The organism is Flavobacterium sp. RSSB_23 (assembly GCF_051547145.1).
GTDB lineage: Bacteria > Bacteroidota > Bacteroidia > Flavobacteriales > Flavobacteriaceae > Flavobacterium.
The window spans coordinates 1-21,170 of sequence record NZ_JBPTTO010000007.1; the positions used below are offsets into that span (position 1 = coordinate 1).

Sequence of the window (21,170 nt, forward strand, 5' to 3'; positions counted from 1 at the left end):
TTTTTTTAAAATTTAACATTATAGCACAAGTTAACTATGCTGTTAAAAAATTTTATATCGGTATCGTAATTTGAGCCATTTGTTATTGAAAATTTTAAAATTCCATTATTTGTTAGTATTCCCAGACCAAAACCGATAGTTTTTATAGTGTTAATTTTTTGAACACTTGTTAAGATACTTTGGTCTTTATATATTGCGTAGTCAATTACGGAATGTAAGTATAAGTTTTTATTTAAAAGAAATCTATATTCAGTAATGATGATTGATGCGAAATTTGCTTTTAAGCTGTTTTCTGTAAAACCACGGATGGAGTATAAGCCCCCAAAGCGAAATAATTCATTTGTTAAGTATGTGTTGCTTTTTAAATAATAGTTTTGGTTTTTTATAAAGAAGCTGTTTTTTTTGTTAATGTAGAAATGATGTGTGAGTTCGAGCTGTGTAAAAAATTGTTTTTCTTTTGTTTTGTTGTTGTTTGAGTCTATGTTGTCTCTGTGGCCGATACCAACTCTTAAATTCACTTTTGTTTTATCAGGGAATAAAGTACTGTTTGTGTCTGTTTTTAGGTAATCCATTCCTGTTGTAATGAATTGATTGTTGAAATCGCTTACTTTGATATTGTTGTTTTGTATATCGCTTGATACTGTTGATTCTATTCCTGTGTAAACTTTTGTTTTAATATTGATAGGGTATGTTATGTCAATCAGTGTTTTAGAGTTTTGAAAAGTGCTATCTTGTTTGAAAATATTTAAATTGGCCTTAAGTCCTATTGGTGATCTAAATAAATAATCAAGTTTAATTCCTGCATTAAAAGTTTTTTGGTTGTTACCGTCGCTTTTCCAGTAGATGTAAAACTCTTCGCCTTTCTTTAATAGGTTGTTTAATTGGATGTCTAAGTATCCGTTGAGTCTTGTTTTGTCTTGATTGTTGTTTCCAATGCCAATGTATCCGTCAAATGAATTTGCTGCTTTTTTTTCTATATATACGTATGCAATTGTCGAGTCATTGCTAAAAAGTATTTCGGGGTCTTTAATTTGTCTTATAAAAGGGTAGTTATTGAATTGATCTTTTAATAATTCAATGGTTTTTTGGTTTAGTATTTTGTTTTTAAATTTTTTATTGATTTGTGACAAATGATTTTGTGGAAAATAATTATGTTTTTTTTCTGAATCATTATTTTTTATTACTATCTGATTGATTTTTCTCTGACTATTGGGCTTTATGCTTAGGTCAGCAATTAATATCTTGTTTTTTCTTTTTATGTCTACTAATTGCACTTTTGCTAACGGATAACCATTTGCTTCTAATTTTTTAATAAATTCTTCCAATAAAGTGTTGCTTTCGGAATATTTAATTCTTAAAGTATCTTTATTTGTGTCTTGGTTGAATAATTGTTTTAGATATTGGTTTTTACCTATATATATATGTATGCTATTTATTTGCGCTTTTAATTCTATTTCTGTGTGAAATGTACTGTCATCTTTTTTCTCAATAACGCTTGGGTTGTTTTCTATGTAGCCAATTTTTTCTAGTTTATGTGAAATTAATTGGAGTTCTTTTTTTATAGATGTTATGTTGGTGTGAACTCGGCTGTAGTTTAAAGAATCTATTATTTTTGTTTCCTTTCCGGTTTTTCCAGTTATTTTCAAAGTGAGCTTTTGACCAAAGCATACTTGGAATGTGGTGGTGAAAAAGATAAGTAGAAGTAAATATCTCAATGTTATTGGTTTGAATTTAAAGTAACGCAAATATCTGCCGAATGTTATGGAATTCATAATCTAAAATAAGGATATTGAAAATTAATGAATTATGGTTTGTATAGTGAAAAATATTTTATACATTTGCAACCCCGTAAAAAGCGGGAATTTAATATAATAAGAAATTTTTAGTATTAATTATGCCAACAATTCAACAATTAGTAAGAACAGGAAGAACTCAGATAACTAAGAAGAGTAAATCGGTTGCTTTAGATTCTTGTCCTCAAAGAAGAGGGGTTTGTACGCGTGTTTACACTACTACACCAAAAAAACCAAACTCTGCAATGCGTAAAGTTGCGCGTGTACGTTTGACAAATGGTAATGAAGTGAATGCTTACATCCCTGGAGAAGGACACAATTTACAAGAGCACTCGATAGTATTAGTTAGGGGTGGAAGGGTAAAAGATTTACCAGGAGTTAGATATCACATCGTTCGTGGTGCGCTTGATACATCAGGTGTTGCTGGAAGAACGCAAAGAAGATCTAAGTATGGTGCTAAACGCCCAAAAGAAGCAAAAAAGTAATTTAAAAAGTTAAATGTGTGATTTTTAAATGGAATTTATAATTCTGTTTGAGAAGTTATGCTAATGACAAAAAATTAAAAAAAGACATGAGAAAAAGAGCGGCAAAGAAAAGACCACTTTTACCGGATCCAAGATTTAACGATCAATTGGTAACGCGTTTTGTGAACAACTTAATGTGGGATGGTAAGAAATCAACAGCTTTTAAAGTTTTTTATGATGCAATTGATATCATTGAAACTAAAAAGCAAAATGATGAAAAATCAGCTTTAGAAATTTGGAAAGATGCTTTAACTAACGTTATGCCACACGTAGAAGTGCGTAGTCGTAGAGTTGGAGGGGCTACATTTCAAATTCCAATGCAAATTCGTCCAGACAGAAAAATATCTATGGCTATGAAATGGTTAATTCTTTATTCAAGAAGAAGAAACGAAAAATCAATGGCACAAAGATTGGCTTCAGAATGTTTAGCTGCGGCTAAAGAAGAAGGAGCTGCTGTTAAGAAAAGAATGGATACTCACAAAATGGCAGAAGCTAACAAAGCTTTCTCTCACTTTAGATTTTAATTCATAGAGAAATGGCAAGAGATCTAAAATATACAAGAAATATTGGAATTGCTGCTCACATTGATGCTGGTAAAACAACAACAACTGAGCGTATATTATTCTATACTGGAAAATCACACAAAATTGGTGAAGTACACGATGGTGCTGCAACAATGGACTGGATGGCACAAGAGCAAGAAAGAGGTATTACCATTACTTCTGCAGCTACAACTTGTGAATGGAATTTTCCAACTGAGCAAGGTAAAATTTTACCAGAATCTAAACCGTATCACTTTAACATAATCGATACTCCTGGTCACGTTGACTTTACAGTAGAGGTAAACCGTTCGTTACGTGTATTAGATGGATTGGTTTTCTTATTTAGTGCGGTTGATGGTGTTGAGCCTCAATCTGAAACTAACTGGAGATTAGCTGATCAATACCGTGTGCCTCGTATGGGGTTTGTTAATAAAATGGACCGTCAAGGGTCTAATTTCTTAGCAGTTTGTCAACAAGTAAAAGATATGTTGAAATCAAACGCGGTAGCTATCACTTTGCCAATTGGTGAAGAAAATGACTTTAAAGGAGTGGTTGACTTGGTTAAAAATCAAGCTATTGTTTGGCATGATGCTACACAAGGAGCGACTTTTGATATTGTTGATATTCCTGCAGATATGATTGACGAAGTGAAACACTATCGTTCAATTCTAATTGAGGAAATTGCTACTTATGATGAGAATCTTTTGGATAAGTATATGGAAGATGAAAATTCTATTACTGAAGAAGAGATTAATAATGCACTAAGAGCAGCTACAATGGATATGGCTATCATTCCGATGATTGCTGGTTCTTCATTCAAAAACAAAGGGGTTCAATTCATGTTAGATGCAGTATGTAAATACTTGCCTTCTCCAATGGATAAAGAAGGAATCTCTGGTATTCATCCAGATGATGCTGAATTATTGGAAGAAGATCAAACTCAAATCTTACGTAAGCCAGATGTAAAAGAGCCGTTTGCTGCTTTAGCATTTAAGATTGCAACTGACCCATTCGTAGGTCGTTTAGCTTTCTTCCGTGCGTACTCTGGAAGATTAGATGCTGGTTCTTATGTGTTGAACACTCGTTCTGGAAACAAAGAAAGAATTTCTCGTATTTACCAAATGCATGCTAACAAGCAAAATCCAATCGAGTATATTGAAGCGGGTGATATTGGAGCTGCTGTTGGATTTAAAGATATTAAAACTGGAGATACATTGTGTGATGAAAAACACCCAATTATTCTTGAGTCTATGAAATTCCCTGCGCCAGTAATTGGTATTGCTATTGAGCCTAAAACTAAAGCTGACGTTGATAAAATGGGTATGGCTTTGGCTAAATTAGCTGAAGAAGATCCTACGTTTACTGTTAGAACAGATGAGGCTTCTGGGCAAACTATTATCTCAGGTATGGGTGAGTTGCACTTGGATATCCTTGTGGATCGTATGAAACGTGAATTTAAAGTTGAGGTAAATCAAGGTGAGCCTCAAGTTGAATATAAAGAAGCGTTTACAAAATCTGCTCAACATAGAGAAACTTACAAAAAACAATCTGGTGGTCGCGGTAAATTCGGTGATATTGTATTTAGAGTTGAGCCTGCAGATGAGGTTGATGGAAAAGTTCCAGTTGGATTGCAGTTTGTTAATGAGGTAAAAGGAGGAAACGTTCCAAAAGAATATATTCCTGCAGTTGAAAAAGGTTTCCGTGAAGCTATGAAAACTGGTCCTTTGGCAGGTTATCAAGTGGATAGTTTGAAAGTAACTTTATTAGATGGATCTTTCCACCCTGTGGATTCTGATGCTCTTTCTTTTGAATTAGCAGCTAGAATGGGTTATAGAGAAGTTGCTAAAGCTGCTGGAGCTATTATTCTTGAGCCTATCATGAAAATGGAGGTTATTACACCAGAAGAAAACATGGGGGATATCGTTGGTGATATTAACCGTCGTAGAGGTCAGGTAAATGATATGGGTGATAGAAATGGTGCAAAAACTATTAAGGCTGATGTTCCGTTATCAGAAATGTTTGGATATGTTACAACTTTAAGAACTTTGTCTTCAGGTCGTGCAACATCTACAATGGAATTTTCACACTACGCTGAAACACCTTCTAATATTTCAGAAGCAGTTATCAAAAAAGCAAAAGGAAACGCATAATCTTTAAGAAAATGAGTCAAAAAATCAGAATAAAATTGAAATCTTACGATCATATGTTGGTGGATAAATCTGCTGAAAAGATTGTGAAAACAGTAAAAACTACTGGTGCTGTGGTAACTGGTCCAATTCCATTGCCAACACACAAAAAATTATTTACAGTATTGCGTTCTCCGCACGTAAATAAGAAAGCAAGAGAGCAGTTTGAAGTAATGTCATATAAGAGATTAATTGATATTTATTCTTCTTCATCTAAAACAATTGATGCTTTAATGAAATTAGAATTGCCTAGTGGAGTTGAAGTTGAAATCAAAGTTTAAGTAGTTCTAGAGTATTTAAGAACGCTGTTTTTAGGCAAAAAAATATTTTTTGGATTGTGTGTAAATAAGTTATACCTTTGCACCCACAAAAAAATAGAATTTGCTTAAAAGCTGCGTTCTATATTTATATTTAATAATTAATAATTAATATTTATGTCTGGGTTAATTGGTAGAAAAATCGGCATGACTAGTATTTTCGATGAAAACGGGAAAAATATTCCTTGTACAGTAATCGAAGCTGGACCATGTGTTGTTACCCAAGTCAGAACCAAAGAGGTTGACGGGTATGAAGCGTTGCAACTTGGTTTCGATGACAAAAACGAGAAACATTCCACGAAAGCGGCTTTAGGTCACTTTAAAAAAGCGGGAACTGTTGCTAAGAAAAAAGTCGTTGAATTTCAAGATTTTGCAACTGAACAAAAATTAGGAGATCTTATTGATGTTTCTATTTTTGAAGAAGGAGAATTTGTGGATGTACAAGGTGTGTCTAAAGGTAAAGGTTTTCAAGGGGTTGTGAAACGTCACGGTTTTGGTGGTGTTGGTCAAGCAACTCATGGTCAGCATAACCGTTTAAGAGCGCCGGGTTCTGTAGGAGCTTCTTCTTATCCGTCTAGAGTATTCAAAGGAATGCGTATGGCTGGAAGAATGGGAGGAGAAAATGTAAAAGTTCAAAACCTTAGAGTTTTAAAAGTAGTTTCTGATAAGAACTTACTAGTTATTAAAGGATGTGTTCCTGGGCATAACAACTCTTATGTAATCATTCAGAAGTAATGGAAGTAAAAGTATTAGATTTCAACGGAAAAGATACTGGAAGAAAAGTTCAACTTTCTGATTCAGTATTCGCAATTGAACCAAATAATCACGCAGTATATCTTGATGTTAAGCAATATCTTGCTAATCAAAGACAAGGTACGCACAAAGCTAAAGAAAGAGCTGAAGTAGCAGGAAGTACTCGTAAGATTAAAAAACAAAAAGGAACTGGTACTGCTCGTGCGGGTAGTGCAAAAAATCCATTGTTTAAAGGTGGTGGAACTGTTTTTGGGCCAAGACCAAGAAGTTATTCATTCAAATTGAATAAAAACTTAAAAAGATTGGCTAGAAAATCTGCTTTCTCTATTAAAGCTAAAGAATCAAACATCATTGTTTTGGAAGACTTTAATTTTGAAACGCCAAGCACTAAAAATTTCATTAATGTTTTGAAAGCTTTAGAGTTAGAAAATAAAAAATCACTATTTATATTGGGTGATACCAATAAAAATGTATATTTGTCGTCACGTAATTTAAAGGCGTCTAATGTTGTAAGTAGTTCAGAATTAAGCACTTACGCTATTTTAAATGCTAATAATTTAGTGCTTTTGGAGAGTTCTTTGGAAGTAATTGAAGATAATTTAAGTAAATAATAGGATATGAGCATCATAATTAAACCTATAGTAACGGAAAAAGTAACCAAAGAAAGTGAAGTTTTGAACCGTTTTGGATTCGAAGTTAACAGAAAAGCAAACAAAGTTGAAATTAAGAAAGCTGTTGAGGCTGCTTACGGAGTAAACGTTGTTAGTGTTAATACTATGAATGTAAGACCAGACAGAACTACAAAATACACTAAAAGTGGTTTAATCAGTGGAAAGACAAATGCAATTAAAAAAGCAATTGTTCAAGTACAAGAAGGAGAAACAATTGATTTTTACAACAATATCTAAGATAAAATGTCAGTAAGAAAATTAAAACCTATTACCCCAGGTCAGCGATTTAGAGTTGTGAATGGTTATGACGCTATTACAACTGATAAGCCGGAACGCTCTTTGATAGCGCCGATAAAAAACTCTGGAGGTAGAAATAGTCAAGGAAAGATGACCATGCGTTATACGGGTGGTGGTCACAAGCAGAGATATCGTATTATCGATTTTAAACGTACAAAAGAAGGAATTCCAGCTACGGTAAAATCAATTGAATACGATCCAAATCGTACTGCTTTTATCGCTTTATTAGCTTATGCTGATGGTGAGAAAACTTATGTTATCGCTCAAAATGGTTTGAAAGTTGGTCAGAAAGTAGTTTCTGGTGCTGAATCTCAGCCTGAAATTGGTAACACTTTACCTTTAAGTAGAGTTCCACTAGGAACTGTAATTTCTTGTATCGAATTGAGACCAGGTCAAGGGGCTGTAATTGCTCGTTCTGCTGGAACATTTGCTCAATTAATGGCAAGAGATGGAAAATACGCAACTATTAAAATGCCATCAGGTGAAACAAGATTAATTTTGTTAACGTGTTCGGCTACTATAGGAGCAGTTTCTAATTCAGATCATCAATTAGTTGTATCAGGAAAAGCTGGTAGAACTAGATGGTTAGGAAGAAGACCTAGAACAAGACCTGTTGCAATGAACCCTGTTGATCACCCAATGGGTGGTGGAGAAGGACGTTCTTCTGGTGGACATCCACGTTCAAGAAATGGAATACCAGCTAAAGGTTATAGAACACGTTCTAAGAAAAACCCGAGTAACAAGTATATCGTAGAACGTAGAAAGAAATAATAAGATATGGCACGTTCATTAAAAAAAGGACCTTTCGTTCATTATAAGTTAGAAAAGAAAGTTGAAGAAAACATCGCAGGTGGTAATAAAGGAGTTGTAAAGACTTGGTCTAGAGCTTCTATGATTACTCCAGACTTTGTTGGACAAACTATCGCAGTTCATAACGGTCGTCAATTTGTACCTGTTTACGTTACTGAAAACATGGTAGGACATAAATTAGGAGAATTTTCACCAACTAGATCTTTTAGAGGTCATGCTGGAGCAAAAAATAAAGGTAAAAAATAAGAAGCAATGGGAGTTCGTAAAAGAGAAACAGCAGATGCGAGAAAAGAGGCTAATAAGTCTATTGCTTTCGCGAAGTTAAATAACTGCCCTACTTCACCTAGAAAAATGCGCTTAGTAGCAGATCTAGTAAGAGGTCAGAAGGTAGAAAGAGCACTTAACATATTAAGATTTAGTTCTAAAGAAGCTTCAAGAAAATTAGAAAAACTATTATTATCTGCAATCAATAACTGGGAGCAAAAAAATAGTGAAGCTAGTTTAGAAGAAGCTGGTTTATTTGTTAAGGAAATCCGTGTAGATGGTGGAATGATGTTGAAAAGACTTCGTCCAGCTCCACAAGGAAGAGCACACAGAATAAGAAAACGTTCAAATCACGTGACAATCGTGTTGGGAGCTATCAATAACACACAAAGCAATTCTTAAGCAGCATGGGACAAAAGACAAATCCAATTGGAAATAGACTTGGTATCATCAGAGGATGGGACTCAAACTGGTATGGTGGAAATGATTACGGTGATAAATTAGCCGAAGATCACAAAATCAGAAAGTATGTTCATGCTCGTTTATCAAAAGCTAGTGTATCAAAAGTAATCATCGAGAGAACTTTGAAACTTGTAACCGTTACTATCACTACTGCTAGGCCTGGTATCATTATCGGTAAAGGCGGACAAGAGGTAGACAAGTTGAAAGAAGAACTTAAGAAAATTACAGACAAAGAGGTTCAAATTAACATCTTTGAAATTAAAAGACCTGAACTTGACGCGTATCTAGTTGCTACAAGCATCTGTCGTCAAATTGAAAGCAGAATTTCTTACAGACGTGCTATTAAAATGGCTATCGCAGCCTCTATGCGTATGAATGCTGAAGGAATTAAAGTTTTAATCTCTGGTCGTTTGAATGGTGCTGAGATGGCACGTTCAGAAGGTTTCAAAGAAGGTAGAATTCCTCTATCAACTTTCAGAGCTGATATTGATTATGCACTTGCTGAGGCTCATACTACATATGGTAGAATGGGAATTAAAGTGTGGATCATGAAAGGTGAAGTTTACGGAAAGAGAGATCTTTCTCCACTTGCTGGCATGGATAAAAAACAAGCTGGTGGTAAAGGAGGAGATTCTTCTAGAGGAGACAGAAAGCCTTTCAATAAAGGTGGAAAACCAGACGCTCGTAAAAGAAAGTAAATTTTTAAACTAAAGAAAAATGTTACAGCCTAAAAGAACAAAGTATCGTAAGGTACAAAAGGGTAAAATGAAAGGGAATTCTCAAAGAGGACATGAACTTTCAAATGGAATGTTTGGTATTAAATCTGTACATGAAGATGGAATGTTCTTAACCTCTCGTCAAATCGAAGCTGCACGTATCGCTGCAACTCGTTATATGAAAAGAGAAGGACAATTATGGATTAAAATATTTCCAGACAAACCAATCACTAAGAAGCCTCTTGAGGTACGTATGGGTAAAGGTAAAGGTGCCGTTGAATATTGGGCAGCTGTAGTTAAACCTGGAAGAATTATGTTCGAAGTTGGAGGAGTTCCTTTGTCAGTTGCTAAAGAGGCGTTACGTCTAGCAGCTCAAAAGCTTCCAGTAAAAACTAAATTCGTTGTTGCAAGAGATTTCGAAGCATAATCTATATTATATTATGAAACAATCAGAAATAAAAGATCTTTCTGCAGCGGAGTTGCAAGAAAAACTAAGTCAAACTAAAAAGGTTTATGCCGATTTAAAAATGGCTCACGCTATTTCTCCGATCGAAAATCCACTTCAAATTAGAAGTGTACGTAGAGCGGTTGCTAGATTAGCTACAGAACTTACTAAAAGAGAGTTACAATAATTGTAATCTGCTGAAAGATGGAAAAAAGAAATTTAAGAAAAGAAAGAATTGGTGTGGTTACTTCAAACAAAATGGATAAGTCTATTGTTGTTGCTCAAGTAACTAAAGTAAAGCACCCATTATACGGTAAGTTCGTGTTGAAAACAAAGAAATTTGTTGCACACGACGAAACAAACGACTGTAACATTGGAGATACTGTAAGAATTAGCGAAACGCGTCCTTTGAGTAAATCAAAATGTTGGAGATTAGTTGAAATCATTGAAAGAGCTAAATAATTATGGTACAACAAGAATCAAGACTAAAAGTAGCAGATAACACAGGAGCTAAAGAAGTTTTAACTATCCGTGTTTTAGGAGGTACCAAAAGAAGGTATGCCTCTGTTGGTGACAAGATTGTAGTTTCTATCAAAGATGCAACTCCAAACGGAAACGTGAAAAAAGGAGCTGTTTCAACTGCAGTTGTTGTACGTACCAAAAAAGAAGTAAGAAGAGCAGATGGTTCATACATCAGATTTGATGACAATGCATGTGTGTTGTTAAACGCAGCTGGTGAAATGAGAGGAACTCGTGTTTTTGGTCCGGTAGCAAGAGAACTTCGTGAAAAACAATTCATGAAAATTGTATCATTAGCACCAGAAGTGCTTTAATTCGTTATAAGATGATAAAGCTAAAAATAAAATCAGGAGATATCGTAAGAGTAATTGCTGGAGACCATAAAGGTGCTGAAGGTAAAGTATTACGTGTTTACCGTGAGAAAAACAAAGCGATTGTTGAAGGTGTAAACATGGTTTCCAAACACACGAAGCCAAGTGCTAAAAACCCTCAAGGTGGTATTGTAAAAAAGGAAGCTTCTATACAAATTTCTAACATTGCTCTTATAGATCCTAAAACAAAGGAAACTACAAGAGTAGGTATTAGAGTAGAAGGAGATAAGAAAGTAAGATTTTCAAAAAAATCTAATCAAGTACTATAGTAATGGCATATATACCTAGACTAAAAGAAGAATATAAGAGCAGAGTTATTGCTGCTCTTAAAGAAGAGTTCGGTTACTCAAATATAATGGAAGTTCCAAAATTGGAAAAAATTGTATTGAGTAAAGGAGTTGGTGCAGCAGTATCTGATAAAAAACTAATTGACTATGCAGTTGAAGAGTTAACTAAGATTACTGGACAAAAAGCAGTAGCTACTATTTCTAAGAAAGACGTTGCGTCTTTTAAACTTAGAAAAGGGATGCCTATTGGTGCAAAAGTGACTTTACGTGGAGAGAGAATGTATGAGTTTTTAGATAGACTTATAACTTCATCTTTGCCTCGTGTAAGAGACTTCAGTGGTATTAAATCTACAGGTTTTGACGGAAGAGGAAATTATAACTTAGGGGTTTTAGAGCAAATCATTTTCCCAGAAATTGATATTGATAAAGTAAACAAAATATCTGGTATGGATATTTCCTTTGTTACTTCTGCAAAAACAGATAAAGAAGCAAAGTCATTGTTGGCTGAATTAGGTTTACCTTTTAAAAAGAATTAAGATATGGCTAAAGAATCAATGAAAGCCCGTGAGGTGAAAAGAGAAAAAACGGTAGCTAAGTATGCTGAGAAAAGAAAAGCTTTGTTAGAAGCTGGAGATTTCGTAGGTTTGCAAAAATTACCGAAAAATGCTTCACCAGTTCGTTTGCACAATCGTTGTAAATTAACAGGTAGACCAAGAGGGTATATGCGTCAATTCGGTATTTCACGTGTTACATTCCGTGAAATGGCTAACAATGGATTGATACCAGGTGTTAAAAAAGCATCTTGGTAGAAAAATAATATTCAGACGTGAGTAATCACGTCTGTTTTTTCACATTTATAAACTGGTTTCAGGTTCGAATAGTTCGAAAACCGTTACCGCAAATTAATACATATGTATACAGATCCAATTGCAGATTATTTGACGAGAGTTAGAAACGCTGTGGCTGCAAACCACAAAGTTGTTGAAATTCCGGCTTCTAATCTAAAAAAAGAAATAACTAAGATCTTATTTGATCAAGGTTACATCTTAAGTTACAAATTTGAGAACAACACTGTTCAGGGTTCTATCAAAATTGCTTTGAAGTACGATAAAGTTACTAAAGAGTCAGTAATTAAAGATATCCAAAGAATTAGTAAACCAGGTTTACGTAAATACGCAGGTGCTTCTAAATTGCCTAGAATCCTTAATGGATTAGGAATTGCTATTGTTTCTACATCAAAAGGTTTGATGACAGGAAAACAAGCTAAGCAATTGAATGTTGGAGGAGAAGTAATTTGTTACGTATACTAATTTTTAAAGACTAGATAAGATGTCAAGAATAGGTAAAAGTCCAATTGTAATCCCTGCCGGAGTAACTGTAGAAGTTAAGGATGGTATTATTACTGTAAAAGGAAAAAATGGTCAACTAACACAGGAATATTCAGATGTTACTGTAAAAGTTGAAGACGGTCAAGTTACAATTGAAAGATCGTCTGATCACAAAGACCAAAGAGCAAAACACGGTTTATACCGTTCTTTAATCAATAACATGATTGTTGGTGTAAGTGAAGGTTTTACTAAATCTTTAGAATTGGTTGGAGTTGGTTATAGAGCTTCAAATCAAGGACAAAAACTAGATTTAGCCTTAGGTTTTTCTCATAATATTATTTTAGAAATTGCTCCAGAGGTAACTTTGGAAACTATTTCTGAAAAAGGAAAGAACCCAATTGTTAAGTTAACTTCTTTTGATAAACAACTTTTAGGACAAGTTGCTGCCAAAATTAGAGGTTTCCGTAAACCAGAGCCTTACAAAGGTAAAGGGGTTAAATTTGTAGGTGAAGTATTAAGAAGAAAAGCAGGTAAATCAGCTTAAAAAATAAGATTATGTCATTAACAAAACCTGAAAGAAGACAGAGAATTAGATTCAGAATTAGAAAAACGATTAGTGGTTCAGCTACTAAACCGAGACTTTCTGTTTTTAGAAGTAACAAAGAAATTTATGCTCAATTAATTGATGATGTAAATGGTGTTACTTTGTTAGCTGCCTCTTCAAGAGAAAAAGAAATAGGAAAAGGTACGAATATTGAAGTTGCAACTGCAGTTGGTAAATTAGTTGCAGAGAAAGCTTTGAAAGCTGGTATTGAAACAGTAACTTTCGATAGAGGAGGTTATTTATATCATGGTCGTATTAAATCATTAGCAGAAGGCGCAAGAGCGGCTGGGCTTAAATTCTAATATAGTATGTCTAATAAGTACAAGAATATAGAGTTAGTAAAACCAAGTGGTCTTGAATTAAAAGATCGTTTGGTAAGTGTAAATCGTGTTACTAAGGTTACAAAAGGTGGTAGAGCTTTTGGTTTTTCTGCTATTGTAGTTGTAGGTGATGAAAACGGAGTAGTTGGACACGGATTAGGTAAATCTAAAGATGTTTCTGAAGCTATTGCAAAAGCAGTAGAAGATGCTAAGAAAAATTTAGTTAGAATTCCTTTGAACGGTCAATCTGTTCCTCACGAACAAAAAGGTAAATTTGGTGGTGCACGTGTATTTTTAATTCCTGCCTCTCATGGTACTGGAGTTATTGCTGGTGGAGCTGTTCGTTCAGTTCTTGAATCAGTAGGAATTCATGATGTATTATCAAAATCTCAAGGTTCATCAAATCCTCATAATGTGGTTAAAGCTACTTTTGATGCTTTATTGCAAATGAGAAGCGCTCATACAGTTGCAAGACAAAGAGGGGTTTCTTTAGAGAAAGTTTTTAAAGGTTAATTTAAGAAATTATGGCTAAATTATTAGTAAAACAAGTACGTAGCAAAATCAACTGTCCACTTACTCAAAAAAGAGGATTAGAAGCTTTGGGTTTACGTAAAATGGGACAAGTTGTAGAGCATGATTCTAATCCTGCTATCCTTGGGATGATAAATAAAGTTAAACACTTAGTTTCTGTAGAAGAAATTAAATAACAAATACTGGTATGAATTTAAGTAATTTACAACCTGCTGAGGGTTCTACACACAATCAAAATAAGAGATTAGGTAGAGGTGAAGGTTCTGGTAAAGGTGGTACTTCTGCAAGAGGTCACAAAGGAGCTAAATCTCGTTCTGGTTATTCTAAAAAGATTGGTTTTGAAGGTGGACAAATGCCACTTCAAAGACGTGTTCCTAAGTTTGGTTTCACAAACATCAATCGTAAAGAATACGAAGGTGTTAATTTAGATACACTTCAATTATTGGTTGATAATGGTCTTGTAACTGATACTGTTGATATGACAGTTTATGTTTCAAATCGTTTGGCTACCAAAAATGAAATCGTTAAGATTTTAGGAAGAGGTGAATTGAAAGCGAAATTAAAGGTATCTGCTCACAAATTTACTGCTACTGCAAAAGCTGCTATTGAAGCTGCTGGAGGTGAAGCTGTAACATTATAATTTTTCAATAAAGATGAAGAAATTTTTTGAATCATTAAGTAATGTTTGGAAGATTGAGGAACTAAAAAACAGAATCCTAGTAACTCTAGGACTTCTTTTAGTTTATCGATTTGGTGCCCATGTAACACTTCCTGGAATTGATGCTACTCAATTGACTGGTTTAGCTGGTCAAACAAAAGAAGGTATCGGTTCTATTTTGGATATGTTTACAGGTGGTGCTTTTTCTAAAGCGTCTGTTTTCGCATTAGGAATTATGCCGTATATTTCTGCTTCTATTGTAGTTCAGTTAATGGGAATTGCTATTCCTTATTTGCAAAAACTACAAAGTGATGGAGAAAGCGGTAGAAAAAAAATCAATCAGATTACCCGTTGGTTAACTATTGGTATTACCTTAGTACAAGGGCCAACTTACATCTACAATCTTTACAGAACATTACCAAGTAATGCCTTTTTGTTAGGTTTTAATTCTTTTGAATTCTTATTTTCTTCTGTAGTTATCTTAGTTACAGGTACAATTTTTGCAATGTGGTTGGGTGAAAAAATTACTGATAAAGGTATTGGTAATGGTATTTCTCTACTTATTATGGTAGGGATTTTAGCTAGATTCCCACAAGCATTTATTCAAGAATTTACAACGAGAGTAACGAATAACAATGGTGGTTTAATGCTTTTAGTAATTGAAGTTATCATTTGGATGTTGGTTATTATTTCTTGTGTGTTGCTTGTAATGGCGGTAAGAAAAATTCCTGTTCAGTATGCAAGACGTACGACATCAGGAGATTTTGAACAAGATATGATGGGCGGTAATAGACAATGGATTCCATTGAAGTTAAATGCTTCTGGAGTTATGCCGATTATTTTTGCTCAAGCTATTATGTTTATTCCAGCTGCTGTAGCTGGTTTGTCAAAATCAGAAACTTCTCAAACAATTGTTAGTGCTTTTAGTGATATCTTTGGTTTTTGGTATAATTTTGTATTTGCTAGCTTAATAGTTATCTTTACATTCTTTTACACAGCAATCACTGTTCCTACTAACAAAATGTCTGACGATTTGAAAAGAAGCGGTGGTTTCATCCCAGGTGTTAGACCAGGTGCTGAAACATCTGATTATCTTGATAAAGTGATGTCACTAATTACTTTTCCAGGGTCTCTATTTCTTGCTTTAATAGCTGTGTTCCCAGCAATTGTTGTGAGTCTAATGGATGTACAGCAATCTTGGGCAATGTTTTTTGGAGGTACTTCATTAATCATTATGGTTGGTGTTGCTATTGACACAATGCAGCAAATTAATTCATACTTGTTGAATAAGCACTATGATGGTTTGATGAAAAGTGGTAAAAATAGAAAAGCAGTAGCTTAATTTATGGCAAAACAATCAGCAATAGAACAAGACGGATCAATTATAGAAGCATTATCTAATGCAATGTTCCGTGTAGAGTTAGAAAATGGACATATTGTAATTGCTCACATTTCTGGTAAAATGCGTATGCATTATATCAAATTATTACCTGGTGATAAAGTGAAACTAGAGATGAGCCCTTACGATTTGTCAAAAGCAAGAATTACTTATAGATATTAAAGATATTCAAAATGAAAGTAAGAGCATCAGTTAAAAAAAGAAGCGCCGAGTGCATTATTGTGCGTAGAAAAGGCAGATTATACGTAATCAACAAAAAGAATCCTAGATTTAAACAAAGACAAGGATAATTATGGCAAGAATAGCAGGGGTAGATATCCCAAAAAACAAGAGAGGTGTTATAGCACTTACCTATATCTTCGGATTAGGAAAAAGTAGAGCAATTGAGATTTTAGAGAAAGCTCAAGTAAGCCAAGATAAAAAAGTTCAAGATTGGAATGACGATGAGATTGGAGCAATCCGAGAAGCTGTATCTGCTTTCAAAATTGAAGGAGAGTTGCGTTCAGAGGTTTCTTTAAACATCAAACGTTTAATGGATATTGGATGCTACAGAGGTATTCGTCATAGATCGGGTCTTCCATTAAGAGGACAAAGAACTAAAAACAACTCTAGAACAAGAAAAGGTAAAAGAAAAACTGTTGCTAACAAGAAAAAAGCAACTAAATAATAAGTAATATGGCTAAAGCAACTGCAAAAAAACGTAAAGTTATCGTTGAATCAACGGGAGAGGCTCATATTTCTGCTACCTTCAATAACATCATCATTTCGTTAACAAACAAAAAAGGTGAAGTTATTTCTTGGTCTTCAGCTGGTAAAATGGGTTTCAGAGGTTCTAAAAAGAATACTCCATACGCAGCCCAAATGGCAGCAGAAGATTGTAGTAAAGTAGCTCTTGAGGCTGGACTTAAAAAAGTTAAAGTATATGTAAAAGGACCAGGAAACGGACGTGAGTCTGCAATTCGTTCTATACATAATGGTGGAATTGAAGTTACAGAAATTATTGATGTTACTCCAATGCCTCACAATGGATGTCGTCCTCCTAAAAGACGTAGAGTTTAATACTCAAAAATTATTTATAGTATAACCTAGATAGAACATAGATTATCGAAGGATTTGACCTGAATTCATAATTTTCTATCTTAAACAAATTAAAATGGCAAGATATACTGGTCCTAGCACAAGAATCGCTCGTAAATTTGGCGAAGCAATTTTCGGAGATGACAAAGCTTTCGAAAAAAGAAATTACCCTCCTGGACAACACGGGATGGCTAAAAAAAGAGGAAAAAAATCTGAGTATGCTGTTCAGTTAATGGAAAAGCAAAAAGCTAAATATTCTTATGGAATTTTAGAAAAACAATTCAGAAATTTATTTGAAAAAGCATCAGCTACTAAAGGTGTTACTGGTGAGGTTTTATTACAATTATGTGAATCAAGATTGGATAATGTAGTTTTTAGAATGGGAATTGCTCCTTCTAGAAGAGGTGCTCGTCAAATCGTTTCTCACAGACACATTACTGTAAATGGTGAAGTTGTAAATATTCCTTCTTACCACCTTAAGCCTGGTGATAAAGTTGCTGTTCGTGAAAAGTCTAAATCATTAGAAGCTATCGAACGTTCTTTGTCTAATTCAAGTCATGTTTATGAATGGATTACTTGGAATAATGATCTTAAAGAAGGAACTTTTGTTTCTGTACCTGCAAGACTTCAAATTCCTGAAAATATTAAAGAACAATTAATCGTAGAGTTGTACAACAAATAATAATTGACTTAGTCGAAATTTATGGCAATATTTAATTTTCAGAAGCCCGATAAAGTTATCATGATCGATTCCACCGATTTTGAAGGTAAATTTGAATTTAGACCTTTAGAACCAGGTTACGGATTGACCGTAGGTAATGCACTTAGAAGAGTTTTGCTTTCAGCATTAGAAGGATATGCAATAACATCTGTTCGTATCGAAGGTGTAGATCATGAGTTTTCCACTATATCAGGAGTTGTTGAAGATGTTACCGAAATTATCTTAAATCTTAAACAAGTACGTTTTAAACGTCAAATTGAGGATATTGATAATGAATCAGTTACTATTTCTGTTTCCGGTAAAGATCAATTAACAGCTGGTGATTTTCAAAAGTTTATTTCAGGATTTCAAGTTTTGAACCCAGAACTTGTTATTTGTAACTTAGACAGTAAAATCAAATTAAGTTTTGATTTGACTATTGAAAAAGGTAGAGGTTATGTTCCTGCAGAAGAGAACAAAAAACAGAATGCAGCAATTGGTACTATTTTTACAGATTCTATTTTTACTCCAGTAAAAAATGTAAAATATGCTATTGAAAACTTCCGTGTAGAGCAAAAAACAGATTATGAAAAATTAGTTTTTGAAATCAAAACTGATGGATCTATTAATCCTAAAGATGCACTTACTGAAGCTGCTAAAGTTTTAATTCACCATTTCATGTTATTTTCTGATGAAAGAATTACACTTGAGGCTGATGAAATAGCACAAACAGAATCGTATGATGAAGAATCATTGCATATGAGACAATTGCTTAAAACTAAGCTTGTTGATATGGACTTATCTGTTAGAGCTTTAAATTGTTTGAAAGCGGCTGAAGTTGATACACTTGGTGATTTAGTATCTTTTAATAAAAATGACTTAATGAAGTTCCGTAATTTCGGTAAAAAATCTTTAACTGAACTAGATGAACTAGTAGCAGTGAAGAACCTTACTTTCGGTATGGATTTGACAAAATACAAACTAGATAAAGAATAATCTAATCCGCCTTGAGGCGCGATTAAATTCATAAAGCAATGAGACACGGAAAAAAAAATAATCACTTAAGCAGACAGACTGCACATAGAAAATCTATGTTAGCTAATATGGCTTGTTCTCTTATAGAGCACAAACGTATTAACACTACTGTTGCTAAAGCTAAAGCGCTTAAACAATTTGTTGAGCCGCTTATAACAAAATCTAAAGCTGATACTACTCACAATCGTCGTATCGTTTTCTCTTATTTACGTAATAAATATGCTGTAACTGATTTATTCAGAGATGTAGCTGCAAAAGTAGGAGACCGTCCAGGTGGATATACTCGTATTATTAAAGTTGGAAATCGTTTGGGAGATAATGCTGATATGGCAATGATTGAACTAGTTGATTTTAACGAACTTTACAACGGAGGTAAAAAAGAGGTTAAAAAAGCAAAAAGCCGTCGTGGTGGAAAAGCTAAAAAAGTTGAAGAAGCTACTGAAGCTCCTGAGGTTAATGCTGAGCCAACTGCTGAAGCTGCTGAATAAATATGTAAATAATTATTCAATAAGAATTAAGGGTAAGCTATTTATAGTTTACCCTTTTTTTTGTTTTTCATAAATTTGTAGTTATATTCGTAATATTTTATAAATTAACACAAATTCCATTATGAAAAAGCTTTGTTTTCTTTTTATTTTTGTTTTATCATTTTTTCAAGCACTTTCCCAAAACGATATTGAAAACGTTTCTGTAAGTGATTTTAATACTTCTAGCTATGTTGGTAATCTCAGAACCTCCGGTTTATGGGTGCCAGGTGTAGTAGTTGATAATACTATTAAGGGTTCAATTTACTTGTTTCCCAATTTTAATAGTAACTATATTGTAGTATTGAAAAGTGGTAAGTCAATAAATGTTGTTAATTTAAATTTTAATCTAAAGTCTAAAACTTTAGAATCTTATTTATCGAAGGATTCAGTTTTTCAATATGATTTAGATAAGTTTGATTATGTTTTAAAGAATGACAAACGATATAAAGTTTTTAATGATGGGGATTTAAAAGGTTTGTCTCTTGAAATTTGCAATTTGAATTCAATACAGTTTTTGAAATATGTCCACCTTTCAACAACAAAAGCTGTAATTAATCCAATGACAAATGTTATTATTAGTGATGCTGAATATACGCAAATATCCTCGTATTTTTTTATTCTGAATGGAAGAAAAGTAAAAGTTCAACTTAAGAAAAATGCTGTTCTTAATGCTTTAATTGATAAAAGTGATTTGATTAAGGAGTATGTTAAAACAAATAAACTTAAGTATGATGATGAAGGAGACATATGTAAAATTTTAGATTATTATAAATCTATTTTGTAATTTGTATAATTAGTTTCATTTTTATAGTGTTTTGTTAAAAGCTTTTGAATTGTAAATTTTTATTGCATTTTTAATACCAAGCCTAAATAATTGGTTTAAATTTGCAAAATAATAACAACAACCGCAAATGAAATATACAACTAGACAACAAGCTTTATTATTACTTAGTGATGGAACTATTTTCTATGGAAAATCAATTGGCTTAAGCGGAATCGCTTATGGTGAAGTTTGTTTTAACACTGGAATGACAGGATATCAAGAAATTTTCACTGATCCTTCTTATTTTGGACAATTAATGGTAGCTACAAATGCTCATATTGGTAACTATGGTGTTAATGATAAAGAAGTAGAATCAGGCAATATTAAAATATCTGGTCTTATTTGTAAAAATTTTAGTTTTAACTATTCGCGTCCAGATGCAACTGAGAGTCTTGAAAATTATTTTAAAAAGCAAAACCTCATTTGTATTTCTGATGTTGATACTAGAGCTCTTGTGAGTTATATCAGAGAAAATGGTGCTATGAATGCTGTTATTTGTACGGATGGGACACCAATCGAAGATTTAAAATTAGCACTCGCTAAAGTTCCTGATATGAAAGGTTTGGAGCTAGCTTCTAGAGTGTCTACAAAAACTCCTTATTTTTATGGTGATGAAAATGCAAAATATAAAGTAGCTGCTTTAGATTTAGGTATTAAAACTAATATTCTACGAAATCTTGCCAAAAGAGATTGTTATATTAAAGTCTTTCCTTATGATGCTAGTTTTGAGGATTTAGCGTCATTTAATCCTGATGGATACTTTTTGTCGAATGGGCCTGGTGATCCTGATCCTCTTGAAAGCGCTATTAATGTTGCAAAACAAATTATAGAAAAAGATAAACCTTTATTTGGAATTTGTTTGGGACATCAAGTAATTGCATTAGCAAACGGAGTTTCTACTTATAAAATGTTTAATGGTCACAGAGGTATCAATCATCCAGTTACTAATTTGGAAACTGGAAAAGGTGAAATTACTTCTCAAAATCATGGATTTGCCGTCAATAAAGAAGAATTAGAAAAACATCCTGATTTAGTAATTACTCATCTACATTTAAATGATTCTACTGTAGCAGGAATGAGAATGAAAAGTAAAAATTGTTTTTCTGTTCAATATCATCCTGAAGCAAGCCCTGGACCACATGATTCATCGTATTTATTTGATCAGTTTATTTCGAATATTGAGAAAGCAAAAAGCTAAAACGTTATCGTTA

General features: G+C 33.5%; 35 protein-coding genes. 34 read left to right on the forward strand and 1 reads right to left on the reverse strand.

Going from position 1 to position 21,170, the window contains the following annotated elements:
- Positions 1–5 precede the first annotated feature (5 nt).
- Positions 6–1,715: a hypothetical protein gene (locus tag ACSVH9_RS11335; protein WP_438063810.1), complete on the reverse strand. Its 1,710-nt coding sequence runs from the start codon at positions 1,713–1,715 to the stop codon at positions 6–8.
- Between the two features lie 179 nt (positions 1,716–1,894).
- Here ACSVH9_RS11335 and rpsL point away from each other — a divergent pair, with 179 nt between their 5' ends.
- The 34 genes from rpsL to carA all read left to right on the forward strand — a co-directional run bounded on the left by rpsL (position 1,895) and on the right by carA (position 21,157).
- Entirely contained in the window at positions 1,895–2,278 is a 384-nt protein-coding gene (gene rpsL / locus ACSVH9_RS11340) for a 30S ribosomal protein S12 (RefSeq protein WP_007136570.1), read from the forward strand.
- An 86-nt stretch (positions 2,279–2,364) separates the two neighbouring features.
- Positions 2,365–2,841: a 30S ribosomal protein S7 gene (gene rpsG / locus ACSVH9_RS11345; RefSeq protein ID WP_298294574.1), complete on the forward strand. Its 477-nt coding sequence runs from the start codon at positions 2,365–2,367 to the stop codon at positions 2,839–2,841.
- Positions 2,842–2,852: 11 nt separating this feature from the next.
- Positions 2,853–5,009, forward strand: a complete 2,157-nt coding sequence (gene fusA / locus ACSVH9_RS11350) for an elongation factor G (protein ID WP_438063811.1) — start codon at positions 2,853–2,855, stop codon at positions 5,007–5,009.
- Between the two features lie 11 nt (positions 5,010–5,020).
- Complete coding sequence (gene rpsJ / locus ACSVH9_RS11355) at positions 5,021–5,326, forward strand: 30S ribosomal protein S10 (protein ID WP_007803605.1); 306 nt, start codon at positions 5,021–5,023, stop codon at positions 5,324–5,326.
- Positions 5,327–5,479: 153 nt separating this feature from the next.
- On the forward strand, positions 5,480–6,097 hold the full coding sequence (gene rplC / locus ACSVH9_RS11360) for a 50S ribosomal protein L3 (protein ID WP_024981507.1): 618 nt from the start codon (positions 5,480–5,482) through the stop codon (positions 6,095–6,097).
- Positions 6,097–6,726 (forward strand): 50S ribosomal protein L4, encoded by a 630-nt coding sequence (rplD, locus tag ACSVH9_RS11365; RefSeq protein WP_159687109.1) that lies wholly within the window; start codon positions 6,097–6,099, stop codon positions 6,724–6,726. Before rplC ends, rplD begins: the two co-directional genes overlap by 1 nt.
- A 6-nt stretch (positions 6,727–6,732) precedes the next feature.
- A complete protein-coding gene (gene rplW, locus ACSVH9_RS11370; protein ID WP_064716180.1) occupies positions 6,733–7,023 on the forward strand; it encodes a 50S ribosomal protein L23 in 291 nt (96 codons plus the stop codon).
- A gap of 6 nt (positions 7,024–7,029) precedes the next feature.
- A complete protein-coding gene (gene rplB / locus ACSVH9_RS11375; RefSeq protein WP_078211180.1) occupies positions 7,030–7,854 on the forward strand; it encodes a 50S ribosomal protein L2 in 825 nt (274 codons plus the stop codon).
- Positions 7,855–7,860: 6 nt separating this feature from the next.
- Entirely contained in the window at positions 7,861–8,139 is a 279-nt protein-coding gene (rpsS, locus tag ACSVH9_RS11380) for a 30S ribosomal protein S19 (protein WP_024981511.1), read from the forward strand.
- A 6-nt stretch (positions 8,140–8,145) separates the two neighbouring features.
- Positions 8,146–8,559 (forward strand): 50S ribosomal protein L22, encoded by a 414-nt coding sequence (rplV, locus tag ACSVH9_RS11385; protein ID WP_024981512.1) that lies wholly within the window; start codon positions 8,146–8,148, stop codon positions 8,557–8,559.
- A 5-nt stretch (positions 8,560–8,564) separates the two neighbouring features.
- Positions 8,565–9,317 carry a 30S ribosomal protein S3 gene (rpsC, locus tag ACSVH9_RS11390; protein WP_024981513.1) on the forward strand — a complete coding sequence of 251 codons (753 nt, stop codon included), beginning with the start codon at positions 8,565–8,567 and terminating at the stop codon, positions 9,315–9,317.
- A 19-nt stretch (positions 9,318–9,336) separates the two neighbouring features.
- A complete protein-coding gene (gene rplP / locus ACSVH9_RS11395; protein ID WP_017495016.1) occupies positions 9,337–9,762 on the forward strand; it encodes a 50S ribosomal protein L16 in 426 nt (141 codons plus the stop codon).
- 13 nt (positions 9,763–9,775) lie between these two features.
- The gene (gene rpmC, locus ACSVH9_RS11400; protein WP_159687104.1) at positions 9,776–9,967 is read left to right on the forward strand and encodes a 50S ribosomal protein L29; all 192 of its coding nucleotides are present in this window, start codon (positions 9,776–9,778) and stop codon (positions 9,965–9,967) included.
- A 17-nt stretch (positions 9,968–9,984) separates the two neighbouring features.
- Positions 9,985–10,242 (forward strand): 30S ribosomal protein S17, encoded by a 258-nt coding sequence (gene rpsQ / locus ACSVH9_RS11405; protein ID WP_159687102.1) that lies wholly within the window; start codon positions 9,985–9,987, stop codon positions 10,240–10,242.
- A gap of 2 nt (positions 10,243–10,244) precedes the next feature.
- Positions 10,245–10,613, forward strand: coding sequence for a 50S ribosomal protein L14 (gene rplN, locus ACSVH9_RS11410; protein ID WP_007803649.1), 369 nt, complete (start codon positions 10,245–10,247; stop codon positions 10,611–10,613).
- 11 nt (positions 10,614–10,624) lie between these two features.
- On the forward strand, positions 10,625–10,939 hold the full coding sequence (gene rplX / locus ACSVH9_RS11415; protein ID WP_026727873.1) for a 50S ribosomal protein L24: 315 nt from the start codon (positions 10,625–10,627) through the stop codon (positions 10,937–10,939).
- Positions 10,940–10,941: 2 nt separating this feature from the next.
- On the forward strand, positions 10,942–11,493 hold the full coding sequence (gene rplE, locus ACSVH9_RS11420; protein WP_064716178.1) for a 50S ribosomal protein L5: 552 nt from the start codon (positions 10,942–10,944) through the stop codon (positions 11,491–11,493).
- A 3-nt stretch (positions 11,494–11,496) separates the two neighbouring features.
- A complete protein-coding gene (rpsN, locus tag ACSVH9_RS11425) occupies positions 11,497–11,766 on the forward strand; it encodes a 30S ribosomal protein S14 (protein WP_026707007.1) in 270 nt (89 codons plus the stop codon).
- A gap of 102 nt (positions 11,767–11,868) precedes the next feature.
- On the forward strand, positions 11,869–12,267 hold the full coding sequence (rpsH, locus tag ACSVH9_RS11430; RefSeq protein WP_438063812.1) for a 30S ribosomal protein S8: 399 nt from the start codon (positions 11,869–11,871) through the stop codon (positions 12,265–12,267).
- 19 nt (positions 12,268–12,286) lie between these two features.
- Entirely contained in the window at positions 12,287–12,829 is a 543-nt protein-coding gene (gene rplF, locus ACSVH9_RS11435; RefSeq protein WP_438063813.1) for a 50S ribosomal protein L6, read from the forward strand.
- An 11-nt stretch (positions 12,830–12,840) separates the two neighbouring features.
- Positions 12,841–13,191, forward strand: a complete 351-nt coding sequence (gene rplR / locus ACSVH9_RS11440) for a 50S ribosomal protein L18 (RefSeq protein ID WP_064716175.1) — start codon at positions 12,841–12,843, stop codon at positions 13,189–13,191.
- Positions 13,192–13,197: 6 nt separating this feature from the next.
- A complete protein-coding gene (gene rpsE, locus ACSVH9_RS11445; RefSeq protein ID WP_064716174.1) occupies positions 13,198–13,722 on the forward strand; it encodes a 30S ribosomal protein S5 in 525 nt (174 codons plus the stop codon).
- Between the two features lie 11 nt (positions 13,723–13,733).
- Positions 13,734–13,916 carry a 50S ribosomal protein L30 gene (rpmD, locus tag ACSVH9_RS11450; RefSeq protein ID WP_024981523.1) on the forward strand — a complete coding sequence of 61 codons (183 nt, stop codon included), beginning with the start codon at positions 13,734–13,736 and terminating at the stop codon, positions 13,914–13,916.
- Between the two features lie 11 nt (positions 13,917–13,927).
- The gene (gene rplO, locus ACSVH9_RS11455; protein ID WP_438063814.1) at positions 13,928–14,380 is read left to right on the forward strand and encodes a 50S ribosomal protein L15; all 453 of its coding nucleotides are present in this window, start codon (positions 13,928–13,930) and stop codon (positions 14,378–14,380) included.
- Between the two features lie 13 nt (positions 14,381–14,393).
- A complete protein-coding gene (gene secY, locus ACSVH9_RS11460; RefSeq protein WP_438063815.1) occupies positions 14,394–15,740 on the forward strand; it encodes a preprotein translocase subunit SecY in 1,347 nt (448 codons plus the stop codon).
- A gap of 3 nt (positions 15,741–15,743) precedes the next feature.
- On the forward strand, positions 15,744–15,959 hold the full coding sequence (gene infA / locus ACSVH9_RS11465) for a translation initiation factor IF-1 (RefSeq protein ID WP_007136545.1): 216 nt from the start codon (positions 15,744–15,746) through the stop codon (positions 15,957–15,959).
- Between the two features lie 11 nt (positions 15,960–15,970).
- Positions 15,971–16,087: a type B 50S ribosomal protein L36 gene (gene ykgO / locus ACSVH9_RS11470; protein WP_002987490.1), complete on the forward strand. Its 117-nt coding sequence runs from the start codon at positions 15,971–15,973 to the stop codon at positions 16,085–16,087.
- A 2-nt stretch (positions 16,088–16,089) separates the two neighbouring features.
- Positions 16,090–16,464, forward strand: a complete 375-nt coding sequence (rpsM, locus tag ACSVH9_RS11475; protein ID WP_064716171.1) for a 30S ribosomal protein S13 — start codon at positions 16,090–16,092, stop codon at positions 16,462–16,464.
- 8 nt (positions 16,465–16,472) lie between these two features.
- On the forward strand, positions 16,473–16,856 hold the full coding sequence (gene rpsK, locus ACSVH9_RS11480; RefSeq protein ID WP_007803677.1) for a 30S ribosomal protein S11: 384 nt from the start codon (positions 16,473–16,475) through the stop codon (positions 16,854–16,856).
- A 94-nt stretch (positions 16,857–16,950) separates the two neighbouring features.
- Entirely contained in the window at positions 16,951–17,556 is a 606-nt protein-coding gene (rpsD, locus tag ACSVH9_RS11485) for a 30S ribosomal protein S4 (RefSeq protein WP_064716170.1), read from the forward strand.
- 21 nt (positions 17,557–17,577) lie between these two features.
- A complete protein-coding gene (locus ACSVH9_RS11490; protein ID WP_064716169.1) occupies positions 17,578–18,570 on the forward strand; it encodes a DNA-directed RNA polymerase subunit alpha in 993 nt (330 codons plus the stop codon).
- A 38-nt stretch (positions 18,571–18,608) separates the two neighbouring features.
- On the forward strand, positions 18,609–19,097 hold the full coding sequence (gene rplQ / locus ACSVH9_RS11495; RefSeq protein ID WP_438063816.1) for a 50S ribosomal protein L17: 489 nt from the start codon (positions 18,609–18,611) through the stop codon (positions 19,095–19,097).
- A gap of 121 nt (positions 19,098–19,218) precedes the next feature.
- Positions 19,219–19,920: a hypothetical protein gene (locus ACSVH9_RS11500; protein ID WP_438063817.1), complete on the forward strand. Its 702-nt coding sequence runs from the start codon at positions 19,219–19,221 to the stop codon at positions 19,918–19,920.
- Between the two features lie 127 nt (positions 19,921–20,047).
- Positions 20,048–21,157, forward strand: a complete 1,110-nt coding sequence (gene carA / locus ACSVH9_RS11505) for a glutamine-hydrolyzing carbamoyl-phosphate synthase small subunit (protein WP_438063818.1) — start codon at positions 20,048–20,050, stop codon at positions 21,155–21,157.
- Positions 21,158–21,170: the final 13 nt, after the last annotated feature.